This is a genomic window from Rhodococcus globerulus, assembly GCF_019334125.1.
GTDB classification, from domain to species: Bacteria; Actinomycetota; Actinomycetes; order Mycobacteriales; family Mycobacteriaceae; genus Rhodococcus_F; species Rhodococcus_F globerula.
Window position 1 is genome coordinate 6,642,694 of record NZ_CP079698.1, and the last position, 18,503, is coordinate 6,661,196.

At 63.0% G+C, this 18,503-nt stretch carries 16 protein-coding genes and 1 riboswitch; of the genes, 9 read left to right on the forward strand and 7 right to left on the reverse strand.

From position 1 onward, the window contains the following. Positions 1–15: 15 nt before the first annotated feature. Genes KYT97_RS30380 through KYT97_RS30400 form a run of 5 tightly spaced genes read left to right on the forward strand, consistent with a single transcriptional unit; the run spans position 16 to position 6,407 of the window. Entirely contained in the window at positions 16–1,968 is a 1,953-nt protein-coding gene (locus KYT97_RS30380) for an oxidoreductase (RefSeq protein ID WP_219111511.1), read from the forward strand. After that, positions 1,965–2,789, forward strand: a complete 825-nt coding sequence (locus KYT97_RS30385) for an aldo/keto reductase (protein WP_033234047.1) — start codon at positions 1,965–1,967, stop codon at positions 2,787–2,789. The genes KYT97_RS30380 and KYT97_RS30385 overlap by 4 nt, the downstream gene beginning before the upstream one ends. Then, positions 2,789–3,883 carry a Gfo/Idh/MocA family protein gene (locus tag KYT97_RS30390; RefSeq protein ID WP_141486430.1) on the forward strand — a complete coding sequence of 365 codons (1,095 nt, stop codon included), beginning with the start codon at positions 2,789–2,791 and terminating at the stop codon, positions 3,881–3,883. Before KYT97_RS30385 ends, KYT97_RS30390 begins: the two co-directional genes overlap by 1 nt. Further along, positions 3,880–5,607 carry an FAD-dependent oxidoreductase gene (locus tag KYT97_RS30395; RefSeq protein WP_141486431.1) on the forward strand — a complete coding sequence of 576 codons (1,728 nt, stop codon included), beginning with the start codon at positions 3,880–3,882 and terminating at the stop codon, positions 5,605–5,607. The genes KYT97_RS30390 and KYT97_RS30395 overlap by 4 nt, the downstream gene beginning before the upstream one ends. Further along, on the forward strand, positions 5,604–6,407 hold the full coding sequence (locus KYT97_RS30400; RefSeq protein WP_219111512.1) for a sugar phosphate isomerase/epimerase family protein: 804 nt from the start codon (positions 5,604–5,606) through the stop codon (positions 6,405–6,407). Before KYT97_RS30395 ends, KYT97_RS30400 begins: the two co-directional genes overlap by 4 nt. A gap of 54 nt (positions 6,408–6,461) precedes the next feature. Here KYT97_RS30400 and KYT97_RS30405 read toward each other — a convergent pair whose 3' ends face one another. Further along, positions 6,462–7,550 (reverse strand): 3-deoxy-7-phosphoheptulonate synthase, encoded by a 1,089-nt coding sequence (locus KYT97_RS30405; protein WP_219111513.1) that lies wholly within the window; start codon positions 7,548–7,550, stop codon positions 6,462–6,464. A gap of 234 nt (positions 7,551–7,784) precedes the next feature. After that, positions 7,785–7,917: riboswitch (cobalamin riboswitch) on the forward strand. 42 nt (positions 7,918–7,959) lie between these two features. Between KYT97_RS30405 and KYT97_RS30410 the strand changes: the two genes are divergently transcribed. Genes KYT97_RS30410 through KYT97_RS30420 form a run of 3 tightly spaced genes read left to right on the forward strand, consistent with a single transcriptional unit; the run spans position 7,960 to position 10,837 of the window. After that, positions 7,960–9,006, forward strand: a complete 1,047-nt coding sequence (locus tag KYT97_RS30410) for an ABC transporter substrate-binding protein (RefSeq protein WP_219111514.1) — start codon at positions 7,960–7,962, stop codon at positions 9,004–9,006. Continuing rightward, complete coding sequence (locus KYT97_RS30415) at positions 9,003–10,043, forward strand: FecCD family ABC transporter permease (RefSeq protein WP_219111515.1); 1,041 nt, start codon at positions 9,003–9,005, stop codon at positions 10,041–10,043. Before KYT97_RS30410 ends, KYT97_RS30415 begins: the two co-directional genes overlap by 4 nt. Next, complete coding sequence (locus KYT97_RS30420) at positions 10,040–10,837, forward strand: ABC transporter ATP-binding protein (protein WP_033234040.1); 798 nt, start codon at positions 10,040–10,042, stop codon at positions 10,835–10,837. The genes KYT97_RS30415 and KYT97_RS30420 overlap by 4 nt, the downstream gene beginning before the upstream one ends. Here the strand turns inward: KYT97_RS30420 and KYT97_RS30425 are convergent. The 5 genes from KYT97_RS30425 to KYT97_RS30445 all read right to left on the reverse strand — a co-directional run bounded on the left by KYT97_RS30425 (position 10,785) and on the right by KYT97_RS30445 (position 16,480). Next, positions 10,785–11,900: a DNA alkylation repair protein gene (locus KYT97_RS30425; protein WP_045068920.1), complete on the reverse strand. Its 1,116-nt coding sequence runs from the start codon at positions 11,898–11,900 to the stop codon at positions 10,785–10,787. The genes KYT97_RS30420 and KYT97_RS30425 overlap by 53 nt on opposite strands. 104 nt (positions 11,901–12,004) lie before the next feature. After that, entirely contained in the window at positions 12,005–12,988 is a 984-nt protein-coding gene (locus tag KYT97_RS30430) for an adenosine deaminase family protein (protein ID WP_045068918.1), read from the reverse strand. Then, positions 12,985–14,037 (reverse strand): isopenicillin N synthase family dioxygenase, encoded by a 1,053-nt coding sequence (locus tag KYT97_RS30435; protein WP_033234037.1) that lies wholly within the window; start codon positions 14,035–14,037, stop codon positions 12,985–12,987. Before KYT97_RS30435 ends, KYT97_RS30430 begins: the two co-directional genes overlap by 4 nt. A gap of 41 nt (positions 14,038–14,078) precedes the next feature. After that, positions 14,079–15,041: an isopenicillin N synthase family dioxygenase gene (locus tag KYT97_RS30440; protein WP_033234036.1), complete on the reverse strand. Its 963-nt coding sequence runs from the start codon at positions 15,039–15,041 to the stop codon at positions 14,079–14,081. After that, positions 15,038–16,480 (reverse strand): purine-cytosine permease family protein, encoded by a 1,443-nt coding sequence (locus tag KYT97_RS30445; protein WP_219111516.1) that lies wholly within the window; start codon positions 16,478–16,480, stop codon positions 15,038–15,040. The genes KYT97_RS30440 and KYT97_RS30445 overlap by 4 nt, the downstream gene beginning before the upstream one ends. A gap of 105 nt (positions 16,481–16,585) precedes the next feature. Between KYT97_RS30445 and KYT97_RS30450 the strand changes: the two genes are divergently transcribed. Beyond that, positions 16,586–17,203 carry a helix-turn-helix domain-containing protein gene (locus KYT97_RS30450; protein WP_033234034.1) on the forward strand — a complete coding sequence of 206 codons (618 nt, stop codon included), beginning with the start codon at positions 16,586–16,588 and terminating at the stop codon, positions 17,201–17,203. Positions 17,204–17,393: 190 nt separating this feature from the next. Here KYT97_RS30450 and KYT97_RS30455 read toward each other — a convergent pair whose 3' ends face one another. Beyond that, complete coding sequence (locus KYT97_RS30455; RefSeq protein ID WP_219111517.1) at positions 17,394–18,482, reverse strand: FAD-dependent oxidoreductase; 1,089 nt, start codon at positions 18,480–18,482, stop codon at positions 17,394–17,396. Positions 18,483–18,503 lie beyond the last annotated feature (21 nt).

Consider the following 18,503-nt stretch of genomic DNA (forward strand, 5'->3'; position numbering starts at 1 on the left):
GCTCCAGGAGCACTGATGAACGCAACCCAACCGTTCGCCGAACCCCTCGACATGGGCAGCGTCCGCCTTCGGAACCGATTCGTATCTGCTCCGATGGAACGCAATTACTGCGAAGTCGACGGCACCATGACGGACGAGTACATCGCATATCTCGCTCGCCGCGCCGAAGGTGGTGCGGCACTGATCTTCACCGAGGCGAGCTACGTGCGCGCCGACGGCAAAGGCCGCATCCGGCAGATGGGCGTCGACGTCGACGAGCGCATTCCCGGTATCAAGAAGATGGCCGACGCGATCCACGCTCACGGCGCCCTCGTCGGAGTCGAACTCAACCACGGTGGACGTACGGCGCAAGGTTCTGTCAGCGGGTTTGTTCCTGTTGCCCCGACACCGATTCCGTGTTTGGTTGTCGGCGGCGAGATGCCAGAACAACTCGACGCCGACGACATCGAGCACATCATCGAATGTTTCGGTGAAGCCGCAGCGCGCTGCCAACATGCGGGCGTCGACGTCATCTCCCTGCACGGTGGCCACGGGTATCTGATCCACCAGTTCCTCTCCCCTGCTTACAATCACCGCGACGACGAGTGGGCCGACCCCACCTTGTTCGTCAACAAGGTCATCGCCTCCGTCCACGAGCATGCTCCGGGAATCACTCTGGGACTTCGATTCTCAGCCTTCGAAGGCATTGACGGCGGACTCGACGCCGAGATGACCCGCTCTCGCATCGACGCCATCGACACCGACCGACTCGATTTCCTCGACGTCTCGGCCGGCAACTACGAAGCGGGACAGTGGATCATCCAGCCCGGTGAATGGTCCCGTGGACTCCTCGCGCCGTACTCCGAGCAGTACCAGCGCGACTTCGACATCCCGGTGGGCGTGGCCGGACGCATCACGTCGCCGGAGATCGCCGCGCAGATCATCGAATCCGGGCAGGCCAACTTCGTCAGCATGGCCCGTACGTTGCACGCCGATCCGGACTTCCCGAATCGCGCTATCGACGGTGGCCGCTACCGCCCGTGCATCGCCTGCAACTACTGCATCGACAGCCTGGCTGCCGGTCCCATTCCCTGCTCCGTCAACCCGTGGGTCGGCCGTGAACTGGATCAGCCTACAAAGCCGGCTGATGCCACCGTGCGGGTCGCCGTCATCGGTGCCGGTCCGTCCGGAATGGCCGCTGCCCGCGACCTGGCACTTGCCGGTCACCGCGTCGACCTGTACGACGAACGACCCAGCCTCGGTGGCGACTTCGCTCTGGCATCGAAGCTGCACGAGTATCCCGAATACGGGCGGATCGTGGACTGGTACCTCGCGGAACTGGTCGAACTCGGGGTGCAGTGCCACACCTCGACCAGAGCTGACGCAGCATTGCTCGCAAACAGTGACTTCGACGCGATCGTCCTTGCTGCCGGTGGGCACGGTCCCGTGACTGACCTCCCCGGCGCGCAGACCCGAACCGTCCGTGACGTTCGCGAGTTCCTGGTTTCCGGAGATCCGGCCCCCGAGGCAATCACCATTTTCGGCGCCGACCGCGAGGCTGCTGCCGTCGCAGACGATCTGCTCCAGAAGGGCACCCAGGTCGTCATGATCGGCCCGCAGGAAACCATCGCACACGACGTCGGCCGGCGCGGCAAGATCGTACTGCTGCCGCGCCTGGCCGCAAGTGAGAACCTCACGACCTACCTGAGCTCGATCGTCACCAAAGTCGACACCGATCGGGTCACGATCTCGACAGGCGGTGTACTGAGCGAAGTCGACGCCCCCGGCGAGCTGCTGATCTCACAGGGCGTCGAGCCGCGCTCGGAGCTTCTGGCCGAACTACGTTCACTGGCACCACGACTCGGGGTCCATACCGTCGGCGACGCGAGCGGTGACGGCGGATCCATCCATGCCGCACTCGTGACCGCAGCCGACGTTGCCGTCGCCATCACCGCCGCCGCTGCGGCCCGTCAGGAGGTTCACGCATGAGCGCACACACAGCCGCACCGGTGGCAACTGCGTTGCCACCCATCGGACTCGGAACCTGGCCACTGGTCGGTGCCGACGCCACGAAGTCGGTACTCTCCGGAATCGAGGCCGGGTACCGCCTCATCGACACCGCCGCGATCTACGGCAACGAGGACGCCGTCGGCGTAGCGTTGGCGGAGTCTGCTCTACCGCGAGAAGAACTGTTTGTCACCACCAAACTTCGTGGAAACGACCAGGTTTCCGGTGACATCCGCGGAGCGCTCGAGCAGAGCCTGGAACGACTGGGACTGGATCAACTCGATCTGTTCCTGATCCACTGGCCGCTCCCGCGAATCGATCGTTACGTTGCGTCGTTCGAGGCGATGCTGGCCTGCCGCGACGCCGGACTGGTTCGGTACGTGGGTGTGTCGAACTTCCTGGAGCACCACCTGCGCCGCGTCGTCGCCGAAACCGGCGAGGCACCGGCAGTCAACCAGATTCAGATGGACCCGTCGCTCGCGCGAATTCCGGTGCGCCGCGCCAACGACGAACTCGGAATCTTCACGCAGTCGTGGAGCCCGCTCGGCCGCGGCGATGTGCTCGACAACGCCGTGGTCGGGGAGATCGCCGGTCGAATCGGTTGCACACCAGCTCAAGTGGTCCTCGCTTGGCACGTCGCGCAGGGTGTGGTTCCGGTCGCGCGATCAGCGAACCCGACGCGTCAGGCCGAGAACCTGGCAGCACTCGACGTGACCCTCTCCGGCGAGGACATCGAAGCACTGAACAGTCTCGACCGCGGCGAGTCTGCGGCGCGGGACGTCGAAGCAGAGGAACATTTCTGATGACGTTGAAAGTCGGAATCGTCGGCTGCGGCAAGATCGCCGGCAACCATGCCCGAGCCCTGCAGCAAGTCCCCGGCGTCGAGGTAATCGGCTGCTGCGATCCCGATCTCGGACGCGCCCAGGAGTTCGCGGCAGCGCACGGCATTCCCACAGCGGTGAGTTCAGTGGAGCAACTTCTCGCCCTCGGACTCGACGCCTGCACCGTTTGCACGCCGCACCCGGTACATGAAGAGGTAGTCGTGGCCGCTGCCGAAGCGGGTGTACATGTGTTGTGCGAGAAGCCCATCGCGGTCGATGTTGCTGCCGCCGACCGCATGATCGAGGCCGCCGACCGCGCCGGTATCACGTTCGGGGTGCTCTTCCAACGCCGATTCTGGCCGGCCGCACGTCGGATCCGGGACGCCATCGACGATGGCCGTATCGGACTGCCCACGCTCGGCGAGGCGTCGGTCATCCTGCACCGCCCATCGAGCTACTACTCGGCCGACGCGTGGCGCGGACGCTGGGACACCGACGGCGGTGGCGTGCTCATGACGCAGGCGGTGCACCAGATCGACATGCTGGCCTGGTTCATGGGCGAGGCCGTCTCGGTCAGCGGCTTCATCCGCACCCACACCCACGGTGAGCACATCGAGACCGAGGACAGTGCGTCAGCTGTAATTTCCTTTGCTTCGGGCGGCACCGCCACCGTCACCGCGACTACCGGCGCCAATCACAACCTGGGCAACCGCGTCTCGGTGATCGGGCGCACCGGTGCCATCGCCAGCGTCCTCGAGTTCCCTGAAGGGCACGAGGGTGTCAACGAAATCTGGACCGTACCGGGCGAAGTCGAGTTCCAGTCGCCGTATTCCGCCGACATAGACGCCAATCTCGATGTGGGAGCGGTCAATGCGGCACTCACCGATTTCCACACCTTGCAGGTTCAGGACTTCGCCGACGCCGTCCTGACCGGGCGCGAACCCGCCGTCACCGGCCGGGACGCCCGCGCATCACTTGCCATCATCGCCGCAATCTACGAATCGTCACGAACGGGCAAGGTTGTCGAGCTGACATCGACACCGACTCTCGCAACAACTGCCAAGGAGCAGAAATGAGTAGCAGTACCCCCCTCACCTACGACGTAGTTGTCGTGGGCTCTGGCGCAGGCGGGCTTTCCACAGCAATTGCCGCAGCACATGGCGGCGCGTCGGTACTCGTTGTCGAGAAGGCCGACACCTGCGGCGGCGCAACGGCCTGGTCAGGCGGGTGGATGTGGACCCCGCGCAACATGTTTGCCATCGCCGATGGGGTTGTCGAGGATCGTTCGGCGCCGCGGGCATATCTGGAGAACCGACTCGGCGACAACTTCGACGCCGCCAAGGTGGATGCACTCCTCGACGGCGCACCGGAGATGGTCGAGTTCTTCGAACGCAAGACTGCACTGAAGTTCGTTGCCGGAGCCAGGATCGCCGACATTCACGGCGACACACCGGGAGCCGGCACGGGTCATCGTTCCGTCGGACCGAAACCGGTGAGCTTGCGAAAGCTCGGACCCGACGTCGCGGCGCTGCTACGTCGACAGTTGTACGAGACGTCATTCCTCGGCATGGGCATCATGGCCGGCCCCGACCTGCAGGCATTCCTGCATTCGACTCGATCGCCGAAAGCATTTGTGCACTGTGGTGTTCGCGTGACAAAGCACATGTTCGATCTCGCCACCAAGCGTCGTGGCCAGCAACTCGTCAACGGCACTGCGCTTGTCGGCATGATGCTTCGCTCAGCGCTCGATCTCGGCGTCGAGATTCGGGTGAAAACGTCGGCAACATCGCTGCAGACTGACGATGACGGTCGCGTTGTCGGTGTCCGCCTCGAAGGCCCGGATGGTGCGTACTCGGTGACTGCCACGCGCGGCGTCGTACTGGCCACCGGCGGCTTCGCCCAGGACATCGACCGCCGACGTGAACTGTTCCCCCGTACTCCCACCGGAAACGAGCACTGGTCACTCACTCCGAAGACAACCACCGGCGACGGCATCACCCTCGGCGAATCCGTGGGTGGTCGCCTCGACCGCACTCTTGCCTCCCCCGTCGCGTACTGCCCCGTCTCCATCGTTCGTTACCGCAACGGCAAGGAAGGTGTGTTCCCGCACATCCTCGACCGCGGAAAGCCCGGTGTCATCGGAGTTCTCGCGAACGGCAAGCGTTTTGTCAACGAAGCACTCGGCTACCACGACTACACCCTCGCGATGGTCGAGCAGGTTCCCGAGAGCGAAGAAGTGTGCTCGTGGTTGATTGCCGACCAGCAGTACGTGCGCTACCTCCCGCTGGGCATGGCCAAGCCCCTGCCGATCCCGATCCAGCCGTACCTGCGCTCGGGATACCTCACACGGGGTCGCACTGTTCGCGAACTGGCGGAGAAGATCGGCGTTGATCCGACGCAGTTGGAAAAGACAATCGAGGCATTCAATGTCGGGGCCGTGGCCGGTGAAGACCCCGAGTTCGGTCGCGGCACAACGCCGTTCAACCGGGGATCCGGCGATACCGACAACCCCTGGCCGAACCCGTCGCTCGCGCCCTTACAGAAGGGTCCGTACTACGCGGTAAAGGTGGTGCCGGGCAGTTTCGGTACCTTCGCCGGGCTTGTCACCGACTCGTCGTCGCAGGTTCTCGATGACAACGACCGCCCCATCGAGGGATTGCTCGCCGTCGGCGTCGATCAGGCCAGCGTGATGGGCGGGCACTACCCGTCCGGCGGCATCAACCTCGGCCCGGCTATGACGTTCGGTTACCTGGCAGGTCGGGAACTGGCCGGAGCCAAGACAGTTGGAGCGCACGCATGACACTCTCACTCGGACTGGCAGCCCTCACAGTGCTCGATACCGCACCGATGCAGCACGTCGACTTGGCGGAAAAACACGGCTTCGACACCATCGGCATCCGCCTGATGCCTGCGGCACCAGGTACGACGGCCTACCCTCTGCACGAGGACAAGCAGTCGTTGGACGAACTGGTGCGTCGACTGGATGATTCACCCGTTGAGGTATTCGACCTCGAAATCATCCGTCTTGCAGCCGACTTCGACCCCGCCGACTACGTTCCGCTTCTCGAAGCGGGGGCACAGCTCGGAGCCAAGGCCGTTCTGGTGGGCGGCGACGACCGCGACCGCGCTCGGCTCACGGACTCTTATGCCCGCCTCGCGGAACTGTGCGCGAACTACGGCATCGTCGCCTCGCTCGAATTCATGCCGTGGACTGCGGTGCCCGATGCGCGTGCTGCCATCGAGATCGTCTCGGCGGCAGACGGTCCGGCTCGTAGTGTCCTGGTCGACGCACTCCACACCGACCGCTCGGCGACAACGCTGGAAGATCTTGCGTCCATCCCGCGCGAGTGGCTGCACTACGCCCAGATGTGCGACGGTTCGACCCCCGCTCCTACGGATGACGCAGAACTGATCCTTCACGCCCGCGAAGAGCGTCTGGTGCCCGGCACCGGCGGCATCGCCCTGGCCGACATCTGGTCGACCCTGCCTGCCGGACTGCCGGTCAGCATCGAATTGCCCAACGAACCGCTACGTCAGGCCGTCGGCACCGACGCCTGGCTCGAACGCCTGGTCACGGCCACGCGAGAAGTACTGGCCTAGCGGCCCTGTGCGCCTTTTTGGTAGTCGGCGCTACCAGAAAGGCGCACGGGGGCGTCAGCCCCTACGGCTGGCAACGGCCTGCGCCAGACGGTCCAACTGCGCTGCCGTTGTGGACCAGTCGATGCATGCGTCGGTGATGGACTGACCGTAGGTGAGTTCGTCCGCCTTGCCCAAGGTCAGGTCCTGACGACCGGCCTCGATGAAGCTCTCCAACATGACACCCGCGATTCCCTGCTCACCGCCGGCGAGACGAGCTGCGATGTCGTCGAGGACGATGACCTGACGCTCGTGGTCCTTGCTGCTGTTGCCGTGGCTCGCGTCGATGACCACACGCTCGGGCAGGTTCGACTTGCGCAGGCGGGCAAGGGTATCCGCGACCGTCTCGGCGTCGTAGTTCGGTCCATCGCTGCCACCGCGCAGGATGACGTGGCAGTCGGGGTTACCAGCCGTACGGATCAAGGCGGCCTGACCGTCGAGGTCGGTGCCGGGGAACACGTGGCTCGCTGCCGCAGCGCGGGTACCGTCGACGGCTACCTGCACGTCACCTTCGGTGGAGTTCTTGATGCCGACCGGCATGGACAGTGCACTGCACAGCTGACGGTGAACCTGGCTCGCAGCGGTCCGAGCGCCGATCGCGCCGTAGCTGACCAGGTCCGCGATGTACTGCGGCATGATCGGGTCGAGGAATTCACAGCCGACGGGCAGACCGAGGCTCGACACGTCGAGCAGCAACTTGCGGCCGATACCAAGTCCGGTGTTCACGTCGTAGGTGCCGTCGAGGTGGGGATCGTTGAGCAGGCCCTTCCAACCCAGCGTGGTGCGCGGCTTTTCGAAGTAGACCCGCATGACGATGTGCAGGTCGTCCCGCAGTTCTTCGGCCTTGGCAGACAACCGGCGGGCGTAGTCCATCGCAGCTTCCGGATCGTGTACCGAGCACGGTCCGACAACAACGATCAAACGGTCGTCGTCACCGTTGAGGATGTTGATCGTGTCGGCACGGCCGGTCCGCACGGTTGCGGCCGCGACCTCGTCGGGTGCGTGCTGAGCTCGGACGGTCGCCGGCGAAACCAGCGGACTGATACTGACAGTGCGCTGATCGTCGAGGCTGTCCGATGTGGCTGTGGTGTCGATGGTGACAGTCATGGGGTTTCGGTTTCCTGTTCTCAGGCCGACCCCAGAGATGAAGTGAACTCCAGCGAGCCGGTCTGTAATCCGGCTCTTGGGTGGAGGTTGTCAGCGCGTGGTTACGCCGGCAGGCCCACCCGGGGCCGGCCTGCTAAACCAGAAATAGACGCGCTGCATGTCGGCCACGATACCTCGAGTGCTGACGAGGTCAATTCCACCCCTGTGTTTGCGAGGAGAAACCAGCACCTCGTTATGGTTGACGTGGCCGTTCGTGCGGCCACGATCGGCGAGGGAACCTGGTGCAAGTCCAGGGCTGACGCGCAACGGTGACGAACCTTCTCGAGGGATCGAAGTCCGGATACTCGCTGATCGAGCACGGCGAATTCTCGGCTCCGCGATCGAGCCCTGAGCAAGGAGTTCCCTCTTCATGCGTTTTATGCGCTTCACCTCAGCAGTTGTTGCCACCTCGGCTCTCGAGTTTGGTCTGGCCGGCTGCGGCGCCTCCGACGACTCCGTCACCGCGAGTGACGCCAGCTCGTCCAACTACCCCCTGACCATCGACAATTGTGGTCAACAGGTCACTATCGACGCACCACCGACACGTGCGGTCTCCCTCAACCAAGGCTCAACGGAGATCCTGCTGTCCCTCGGTCTTGCAGACCGCATGGTTGGCACCGCGACGTGGACCGATCCCGTTCGCGAGAACCTCGCAGTTGACAACAATCGAGTCCCGCGCCTTGCCGACAACAAACCGTCGTTCGAGGTTGTCCTCGACACGGAGCCCGATTTCGTGTCGGCCTCGTTTGCCTCCACGATTGCCGACGGCGGCGTCGCGAGCCGAGATCAGTTCGCCGCGCTCGGCGTGCCGACGTACCTCTCGCCCACCGACAACGGCTGCGACGGCAAGGTGTCCTCGGCGTCGAATGCGGACGGCGCTCGCACCGAACCGTTGAAGATCGAGACTGTCTACCAGGAAATCCGGGACTTGGCAGCAATTTTCGACGTGCGTGATCGAGGCGAACAGTTTGTCGCCGAACTACAGGATCGATTCGCGAAAGCGTCCGATTCCGTCGATGCGTCCGGGGTCTCACTCGCATTCTGGTTTGCCGACACCATGACTCCGTACATGGCTGGTTGCTGTGGCTCGTCCGGAATTATCACGGAATCTGTTGGCGCGGAGAACATCTTCGCCGATACGACGGACGAATGGCCCCAGGTCAGTTGGGAAACCATCCTCGATCGCAACCCAACGGCCTTGGTGCTCGCGGACCTGAGTCGGCGCAGTATCGACGGTGACGCTCTGGCCAGCAAGATCGCTTTCCTCGAATCCAACCCTGTCACCTCGCGTCTGCAAGCTGTGCAGGACAAGAAGTACATCGTTGTGAACGGCGCCGATCTCAACCCCTCGATCCGCACGATCGATGGTGTCGAGAAGACCGCTACCGCGCTGCGTGACTGGGGCTTGGCCAATTGAGCACGCGCACTGCGCGTCTCGAATCCCGGTCAACTCTGGGAGTGCTGTTCCTGATCGGTTTGGTGGTTCTCGGATTCTCGATCGCGCTGGCGATCACGATCGGCCCGGCCAATCTGTCGGTTCGCGACGTCTACGCCGTGGTGCTCGAGCATTGGGGTGTCGGATCGTCCGGCGTCAGCCGCATCAAGGACGGCATAGTCTGGGAATTGCGGCTTCCCCGAACACTCTTGGCTGCAGTGTGCGGTGCTGGGCTCGCATTGTGCGGCGTCATCATGCAGTCGCTGCTCCGTAATCCACTGGCCGATCCTTTTGTTCTCGGAATTTCGTCCGGGGCTTCGACCGGTGCGGTGATGATCGCGGTGCTCGGCATCGGCGGCGGCGTTATCTCGCTGTCCGCCGGTGCATTTGCCGGGGCCGTCGTCTCGTTCGGCCTGGTGATGCTGCTTGCTGCGGGCGCAGGCGGTGGCACGTCCCGCGTGGTCTTGGCAGGTGTTGCAGGCACACAATTGTTCTCGGCACTCACGTCGTTCATCGTCATTTCCTCCGCCGACGCCGAGCAGACTCGAGGCGTCTTGTTCTGGCTTCTCGGTTCGTTGGCCGGTGCCGGCTGGACGGACGTAGTTCTGTGTGGCGCAGTGGTAGCCGTCGGAATCCTTGTGTGTCTCGTCCAGGCACCGGCGTTGGACGCCTTCACTTTCGGCAACAACGCCGCCGCGACGCTCGGAATCCCGGTGCAGCGCGTTCGGCTACTCCTTCTCACCATCACAGCGCTGATCACGGCCGCACTGGTCAGCGCTGCGGGGGCGATAGGTTTTGTGGGACTGGTGCTTCCGCATGCGGCCCGGTTTCTGGTCGGTTCGAGACACAGCCGTTTACTCCCTGCCACGGCGCTGATCGGTGCGATTTTCATGGTGTGGGTGGATGCCATCGCGCGTACTGCGTTTGCGCCCCAGGAGATTCCGGTCGGTGTTGTGACGGCTTTGATCGGCGTCCCCGCATTTGCTGTCATCCTGTTCCGAATGAGGAGAAGCGCATGAGCCTCGCGGCACACGACATCGTGTGGCATCGCGGAAAGAACCTGATCCTCGATCGGGTGAGCGTCGCTGCGCAACCGGGTGACACCATCGGGATCCTCGGCCCCAACGGGTCCGGGAAGTCATCACTCATCAGCATCCTGGCTGGAGTCACGTCTCCTGACTCGGGCGATGTCACGCTGGGCGGCACCAGCATCAGCAACGTTCGCCGACGCACCGTTGCCCGGAAGATCGCGGTGGTCGATCAGCACGCCCACACCGAGGTCGACATCAGCGTGCTCGACGTCGTGAGGCTCGGCCGCATTCCACACCGCACACTGTTCGGTTCCGGCGAGGAAGCCGACGACGACGCAATAGACCAGGCACTCGCCGATACCGGCATGACGTCGATGCGACGACGCTTGTGGCACACGCTGTCCGGCGGGGAACGCCAACGCGCGCAGATCGCCCGCGCACTGGCTCAGCAACCGGACGTGCTGCTGCTCGACGAGCCGACCAACCACCTCGACATCTCACACCAACTCGACATCCTGTCACTGGTGTCGACGCTTCCGGTGACCAGTTACATTGCGCTGCACGACCTCAACGTGGCGGCGATGTTCTGCGACCGTCTTGTGGTGCTCGAACGCGGACGGGTGGTTGCGTCGGGTACACCGACCGAAGTGCTGACCGAGGAACTGGTCGAACAGGTCTACCGAGTCCGGGCAAAAGTCACGATCGACCCCGACGACGGCTATCCCTCGGTCAGTTATCGTCCGCAGCGACTTGGAGCTGAAAAGATCTCAGACCCTGTGTAACTCCGTTGATCTGTAACTCGACGGAATGAGTACCGGCGTAATACCGCCGCGTGCTGATCGGCTTGAAGGAATGCCGCTTGGCTACCTTCGCGCTGGCACCGGGCTCGAGAGAGCGCGTGGTCAGCTTGAACACCTTCGGACTGGTGAGTCCGTTGGCCTTGACGTGATGGACGATGTAGTCGATTGCCACAGTCACGGACTCACCGCCGTTGTTACTCACCGCAAAACCGAATGCGATGTCTCCGCCCAGATCGACAGCGTCGCGATCGATCACAAAGTCCGAGATCACGATATCCGTGGGTGCCGCAAAGCCCAGCAGAGCCAACGCATCGACGTCGCCGGCTTTCACCAGGCTGCGCAGTGCATGGCGAACCACTTTGGGCGTAGCCGCGTCGGGATCACCGAGCCAACGCTTGGCGATCGATACCGCCATTGCAGCGTCCGCGCGACTGAGGTCGTTGAGATGATTGGCGACAGATCTCCGCACGTATTCCGAGTCGTCGCGGTACAGCGCGTCGAGAATCGAGACCGTGGACTCCGGGTGCTCCGTCAACGCCTTCACCCGCCTACCCCAGGGCAGACGCATCCGGGTGCCCTCACTGGCGAGGCGTCGAACATGCTCGTCCTGGTGATCGGTCCATCCGAGAGCGATCTCCAGCGCTCGCGCGGGATTCGCGTCGAGAAAGGTCCGGATCGCAAATTCGCTCGTCAGACGCGAGGTCAGTTCGGCGAGTAGCGCCATACCGTCGTCGAAATCTGTATTTCGGCCACTGCGCGTGGCGATCACTGCAACAGCTTCCGTGACCGGCCAGATCATCCAGCCCGCAAAGGCCTCGTCGCGCAACGCCAGCCGGATTACCTCGGCAAAGCGCGGAAACTCCTCGGCTAGGTCGGACATCATCGCGTCTCGCACCACACGAGTGCGCTCACCGAGACTGAGGCCGTCAAAGCCGGATGAGCTCTCGCGAACAGCGGCCAATCGCGTGCGTCCCGACGCTTGTTCAAGGCACAGGGCAAGATCGGCGACTACGGAGGCTCCGAGCAGTTCATCAGCGGTGGGCATGCGCGAAGGGTACAACCGGGGTCCGACACGACCGTAGCGTCGGCGCCGGTTAGTGCTGTGCGCATCGGTCCAGTTACAGACGGTCCCGTGTCGACGTACTCGGATCAGGTCCTGAGTTCGGCAGTCAGGGTACGGCGGTCGGTCTCGTCAAGGAAGGTACCGGCGACCGATGCCAACTGGATGTCGTGAAGGTCGGCGACCGTCAATCCGGCGGCCTCGAGCATGGAGTGCTCGGAGGTGAGTGTTGTTCCGAAGTGTGCGGGCGCGTCGGTGGCCGGTGAGATGCGGAGTCCACGGCGCCACATGTCTGCTGGAGCGCCCGCGACCTCGAGACCCCAGGTCTTCAAGAGTTCGGCCGCGCGAGTGCTGACGGTGAAAGTGACACCGGCATCGAGGCATCGCTGTAGGTCGTCGTCGTTGCTCAGTATTGCGTATCCGTGGTCGATGCGGCTGCAGCCAAGCAGGTCGATGCTGTCCAGGATGCTGTCGGACCCGGCGGTTTCGCCGGCATGACTTGTGGCGCGTAGTCCTGCGCGTCGTATGCGAGCGAATGGCTCGATGAAAGTATCTGCGGGGCCCAGGGTTTCATCGTAGTCCAGGCCGACTCCGACCACGAGGTCGTTGTTGCACTCAATGATGTAATCGACCACTTGGGCGGCTTCGGCGGGTGAGCGGGAGCGGTCGATGGCCGGGATCAGGCGACAGTTGACGCCGGAGGTGGAGTGTTCGATGCCGTCGATGATGCCGGCGAGTTGGGTGCGGTAGGGCACCGCGTCGTCGAGATGGACCATGGGGCTCCAGAAGATTTCGACGTATCGGACGGCCTGCTGAGCCACCGAATGCAAGTACGTGTCGACGGCTTCGGCAAAGTCGCCTGCTGTGCGCAGGAGATGGGCGGTGGCGTCGTAGCCCTTCAGGTAGTCGTCGATGTCGGCGACGCTCTGGTAGGCACCCAGCGCCGGCGCAAGCAAGTGGTTCAGTGAGTTCCGCTGCGCAAGAAGGTAAACGAGGCTGATCGGCAGGGCGGCTTCGAGGTGACAGTGCAATTCGATCTTCGGAAGGGTGGCAACGGTGAATGTGCTACTCATGATGTACTGCCAGTGAGGCGAGCGGCCTCCCGGATCGCATGGGGATTCGGTTCCCGCCCCCGGGACCCGCGGAGCTTGGCGGTTATGTGCTCTTTGACCGTCACCGGCTCATATCGCGGTGGATTGCCGGGACCGGTGCAACCCGGCAGGCACGCGATGACCGTCTCGGGGTTGCCGTCGTGGAAGAAGGCCGCCGAGCGTCGCGGCACGAGCCGGCCGTCGACGCGTGGCGGCGCTACCCGGTGCATGGTGGAGATCCAGCGATCGTTGGTCCAGCGGGCCAGCGCATCGCCCAGGTTGACCAACAGTGCCCCGTCGGCGGGCTGTACGGGGTGCCAAACCCGCTGACTGTCAAGTATTTCCAGTCCTGGCACCTGATCTGCCCACAAGACCGTCACGATACCGTAGTCGGTGTGCGCTCCCATGCCCATCTGCTCGGATTCCAAGGTGACGTCGGGGTGGGGCAGTTGATAGTTGTTGATACGCAGTACATCCAGAGAGTGCGTGGTGAACTGCCGAAAGTAGTCGATCGGTAGATGCAGAGCCAGGGCGAAGATGTCGGCCATGGTGTGCGCCACGCGTCGGGCCTCGCCGAACCAAGCGGTAACGGCAGATTCGAAGTCGGTTGTCTCGCTGGGGAAGATGGTGGGCGCGTAGTCGACGGGATCGAGGTCCGGAGAGGCGTGGTCGGCAGGGTCGACGCCGATGTTGAACGCCTCGAAAAGATCTGCGGCGGTGATGATCCCGAGAGAGTTTGCCAACGCCTCGGCTCTCGGTGGGGTGTACCCGCGGTTGATGTGCGGCGGTGTGGAGTATTTGCGTTTGGTGGACTCCGGCAACGCGAAGAATTCGTCGGTGGCCGCGGTGAACCGATCGAGCACTTTCGGTTGGATGCCATGCCCGACCACCTGCATGAATCCGACGGTGGATGCAGCCAGATCGACCTGGCGGGCGATTGATTGCCGATCGATATCGGCCCCGCCTGTGAACGTCGAGATATCGATGATCGGGACCTGGAAGTCGGTTCCGGCGTTGCGGGCAAATGCCATGATGGATGTCGTCCTCGCGTGTTGGGTAGTCTGGGCGTTCGTCAGATGGTGATCGCGGAATACCGGGCGCGAAGGTAGTCCGCAGTCGTGACGGGCTGGTAGGCGTGCGCTCGTCCGATCGGCGGACCGAAAGACTCGATCACCGCATCGTGATTGGCTTCGAAGAAGAAGATCAACGAGATCAACTCCTCGTTGGGGTCGTGCGCGGACGGAGGCAATACCCGGTGCCTGGTCGAGCGCCACCGATCGCCCGTCCAACGAGCCATCAGATCACCGATGTTGATGGTGAAGGCATCATCGACGAACGGTGCATTCACCCAGCTGCCGTCACCGGTATCGACCTGGAGCCCGCCGTAGCCTGCTTGACGGTCGAGTATGGTGATGACCCCGAAATCGGTATGCGGCGCGATCCGGTATTGGCCGTCGATTGCAATCCCGGTCTCGGCCATCGCCGGGTATCGATTGAGGTTGAACGAATGTGGTGCGCGGTCGGTCCGAGAGGTGAACCAGTCGGGATCGAGATTCAGTGCCGAAGCGAAGACGGTCAGCAATTCTGCTGCCAGGGAACGCATCTGCTCGGTGTACGTCGCACACAGCCGCTCGAACTCCGGCACTTCGGTCGGCCAGACATTGGGCGCGAACCATTCGTTATCGACCACGGGGTCACCGGTGGAGTAGTCGTCCCAGCCGTTCGTGTAGGTCTCCTTGAGGTCGGCTGGACCCGGAGTCTCTTCGACGAAAGCGTTGGCTTCGGCACCCGAGGGGATCCACCCCCGCCCACCGACGTGGGTCCGGTATCGATGTTTGGTCGCCGGGCCGCTGGTGAAGAACGCCGATCCGGCGGCCCGAATCTGCGCGCGGAGTTCAGGATCGATTCCATGGCCCGAGATCAACAGGAATCCGGACCCTTGCAGGGCCTGGTCGACACGTTCGCTCAGCTTCGCACGCTGCAAGGAGGATCCGGTGCGCCACTGTTCGAGATCGACGAGGGGAATGGTGTTCATGCGCTGAGCCTTTCGGTGACTGTGCTCTCGTTACGGGTTGATGTGCGTGCCAGCGCCCAGTAGGTCAGCGCCCCGACCACCAGGCCGGCTGGCACACTGAGGTCGGTGCCGTCGAATGCCTTGGAGATGGGGCCGGTGAAGACCGTGGTGTTGATGCAGAGCAATGCCGCGATCATGCCGGCGACCTGGGCAGTGACGCCGGCCGGATTGAAGCCGAGAACCCGGCGATACCGGCCGCCGTCATCGGATAGTGACGCTATGTCGTACCGGCCCGAGCGCAGGAAATAGTCGACGACCATGATCGCCGCCCACGGTGCGAACCAGACGATCATGAAGAGCAGGAAGTTCCCAAGCAATGTGTTGAAGTCGCCGGAGAACGTCACGACGATCGCGACGATCGCGCAGACAACGGCATCGACGACGACGGCTTGCCAACGACTGATTCGAATACCCATCGCCTGCAGTGTCATTCCCGAGGAATAGAGGTTGATCGCATTGAGCGCGGTGAGCTGTAGCAGGACCACAAGAAGATAGGGAGTCAGGAACCACGACGGCAGAGCCGACGGTAGTCCGCTGATGGGATCGACGGCGTCTGGGACTGCAGTGGCGACGGCCGCACCCAGCAGCATCAGCAGGGTTTGCGGCAGAGCGCCTCCGATCGCGGTGCCCACCACCAGGCGAACGCGACTGGTTGACTCGGGCAGATATCGGGCATAGTCGGCGGCGTTCGGTGTCCATCCCAGACCGCTTCCTGACGCCGCCACCGCGACACCGGCGAAGAACAAGGCGGTGCCACCGGAGGCCGTGCCCGTCTGGACATCCACGGAGTCGAACACGAGCACAACCAGCACCGCGAACAGCACAGTGAACGGGATCAACAGGATTCGAATCGCCTTCATGATCACCGACAGGCCGAAGATAGGCAGAATGCTCTGCGTAACCGCCAAGCCCAAGATGACGACGACCTCGAGCGGAGTGCCCAAATCGATCCCGGCCTGACCGAGGAGAACCGACGTAGCCAGAAACATCAACACCAGATCGAGTGACTCGTAACCGATCTGCATTATCCAGTTGCAGAATGCAATCGGTCGATTTCCGTTGCGCCCGAAGGGAGCGCGGCTCGCGGCGAACGTGGTGGTGCCGGCAGCCGGCCCGGGCAGCGAACACAAACCGGTGATGATCCATGTCGCGTTACCGATCAGAATCGCTGCGACTGCTTGCCAGAGGTTCAGACCGAGTAATACGAGGAGGGCGCCGAAGACGATGCCGGTGACGTTCATCATCGCGCCGCTCCACATCAGCGCCACCGATCGCACCGAGCCATGGCGTTCACTCGCCGGCACATGGTCGATGCCTCGTTGCTCGATCGTGAATCGCGAAGATCCGGCTTCCGATGGAGACTCACTACTAACGGGTTGATCGGTGGAGTGAACGGACATCTTTAGACTCCATACTGAAGTGGAAGTGACGAAGCGATAGCTGACAACTATCAAAATGGGCCATGAGTATTTCCTGCAGCTATACTGGGTGTTACGGAGTTGTTAATGACGCAGACCACCGACGATGAGACCGAGTTGGCTGTGGCAATCGGTGCCGCGGTGCGGACTCGGCGAGAGGCCGCAGGGCTCTCGATGAGGGCACTGGCCTCTAGCGCCGGCATCAGCCAACCGTTCCTGAGCCATGTGGAGCGCGGGTTGAGCATGCCCTCGATGGTCACGATCTACCGTCTTGCCACAGTCCTTAACGTCGCCCCCGGAGAGCTCATGCCCAGCCCCTTGGGCTCACCGAGCCGAGTAGCGATCGTCCGCGCCGGAAGCGGTAGCCCCGTGCCGGTGTCGAGCAGGCCCGATGCGGCCATCGGCCACGCGTTGTTGTTCGACCGCAACACGAGTTTGGAAGTTACCGAGTACAGACTCGAACCCGAGGTTCACATCTCTGAATGGTTCCAGTCGAGCGGGCTCGCGGCGGTCTACCTGATCAGCGGAAGCCTTGAAGTGGAGGTCGAAGGCGAAGGTTCGTGGCAGCTCGAGGCGGGCGACTTCATACGGCATGACGCCGACCTTCGGCATCGCTGGTTACTCGTCGACAAAAAGCCCGCACATGCACTTCTCATCCTCAACCACGCCGTTGCGCCGGGCACTCAACAACGCTTTGGTGGTTAATTGCCGGTCCGGACACGAGAATTCGCCAAGCCACTGACCATCCAGAAGGCGAACGGCCAAACCAACACGGAGTACACCTACGGGGACGATCCGTCACCGCACAAAGCCCCGTCTGCGACCACGCAGGATCCGGGCAGTTCATCAGCTGCGGCATGAGCAAAGGGCACAGCTGGGGTCCGACAATGGTGTTTTACATCATGTGTCGAGTGCTGAAGTTCGATCCCAGACCTCGAAGAAACACCTCGGTGGGAAGAGCTCGCAGTACCAGGTCGCGAGCGAGCGTAGCGCCGACGCCGCGAGTGAGGATTGTTCGGGCGGATTGACGCGAACGCTTTTGAAGGCGATGCGTTCTCTTGGTGCGCAGATAGTCGTAGGTCGCCAAGTCATGAGCATGAGCGCTGAGCGCGACAGCATCCTCGAGAGCCTGGCATGCACCTTGACCGAGATGCGGCCCCATCGCATGTGCGGCATCACCCACGAGCACAACGCTTTCTCGAACAAAGGACGGTAGCGCTGGAAGATCTCTGATGTCGTGGCGAAGAATCCGCTCCGGCACAACTGCAGAGATGAGCTCGGGGACAGGTGACGGCCAGTGAAGAAAATCATCCAACGACGGGTCCGGGGCGCCCTTGGACAGCCGTGCTGCAGCAAAGACGTACAACCGCCCGTTCCCCAGCGGAACGATGCCGAATTCTCCTCCTGCGCCGAGGATCCCACCCACGTCAACACTGCCGAAGTCATCAACGATCCACCTCCACGCGCGAACCCCCAGCGACTGCGGCACCGGATACTCAGGGAACATCGTTCGCCGCGTCAGGCTGTCGATTCCGTCGGCGCCGACGATCAGATCGAACTCTTCGAGGCGATCACCACAACGAATCGCTCCACCCACATCGATCCCTGTGACTGCACCGCCGAGCCGTAAGGTCACCGGTTCCGGAAGCGCTGTGCGGAGAACATCGACCAGATCGCCGCGGTGCATGGCGACAAAACTGCCGTGCAGCGCACGGAATCTCTCCTCACTCGTCCGCATCAACCACCGACCCTGGCGATTGCGTATTCCGCCCACCCAACCTGGGGCGGCTCTGCTCCGGATCTCATCGCCCACTCCAAGGTGATCGAGTGCGGCAAGTGCGTTCGGCCACAACGTGATTCCGGCGCCAACCTCGGCAAGAACCGGCGTTTGCTCGAACACCGTGACCGACCAGCCCGCATTCGCAAGCGCCAGCGCCGTTGCCAAGCCTCCGATACCGCCTCCGATAATTCCCGCTGTATGCATCGTCGATCCCTTCAGATTCGA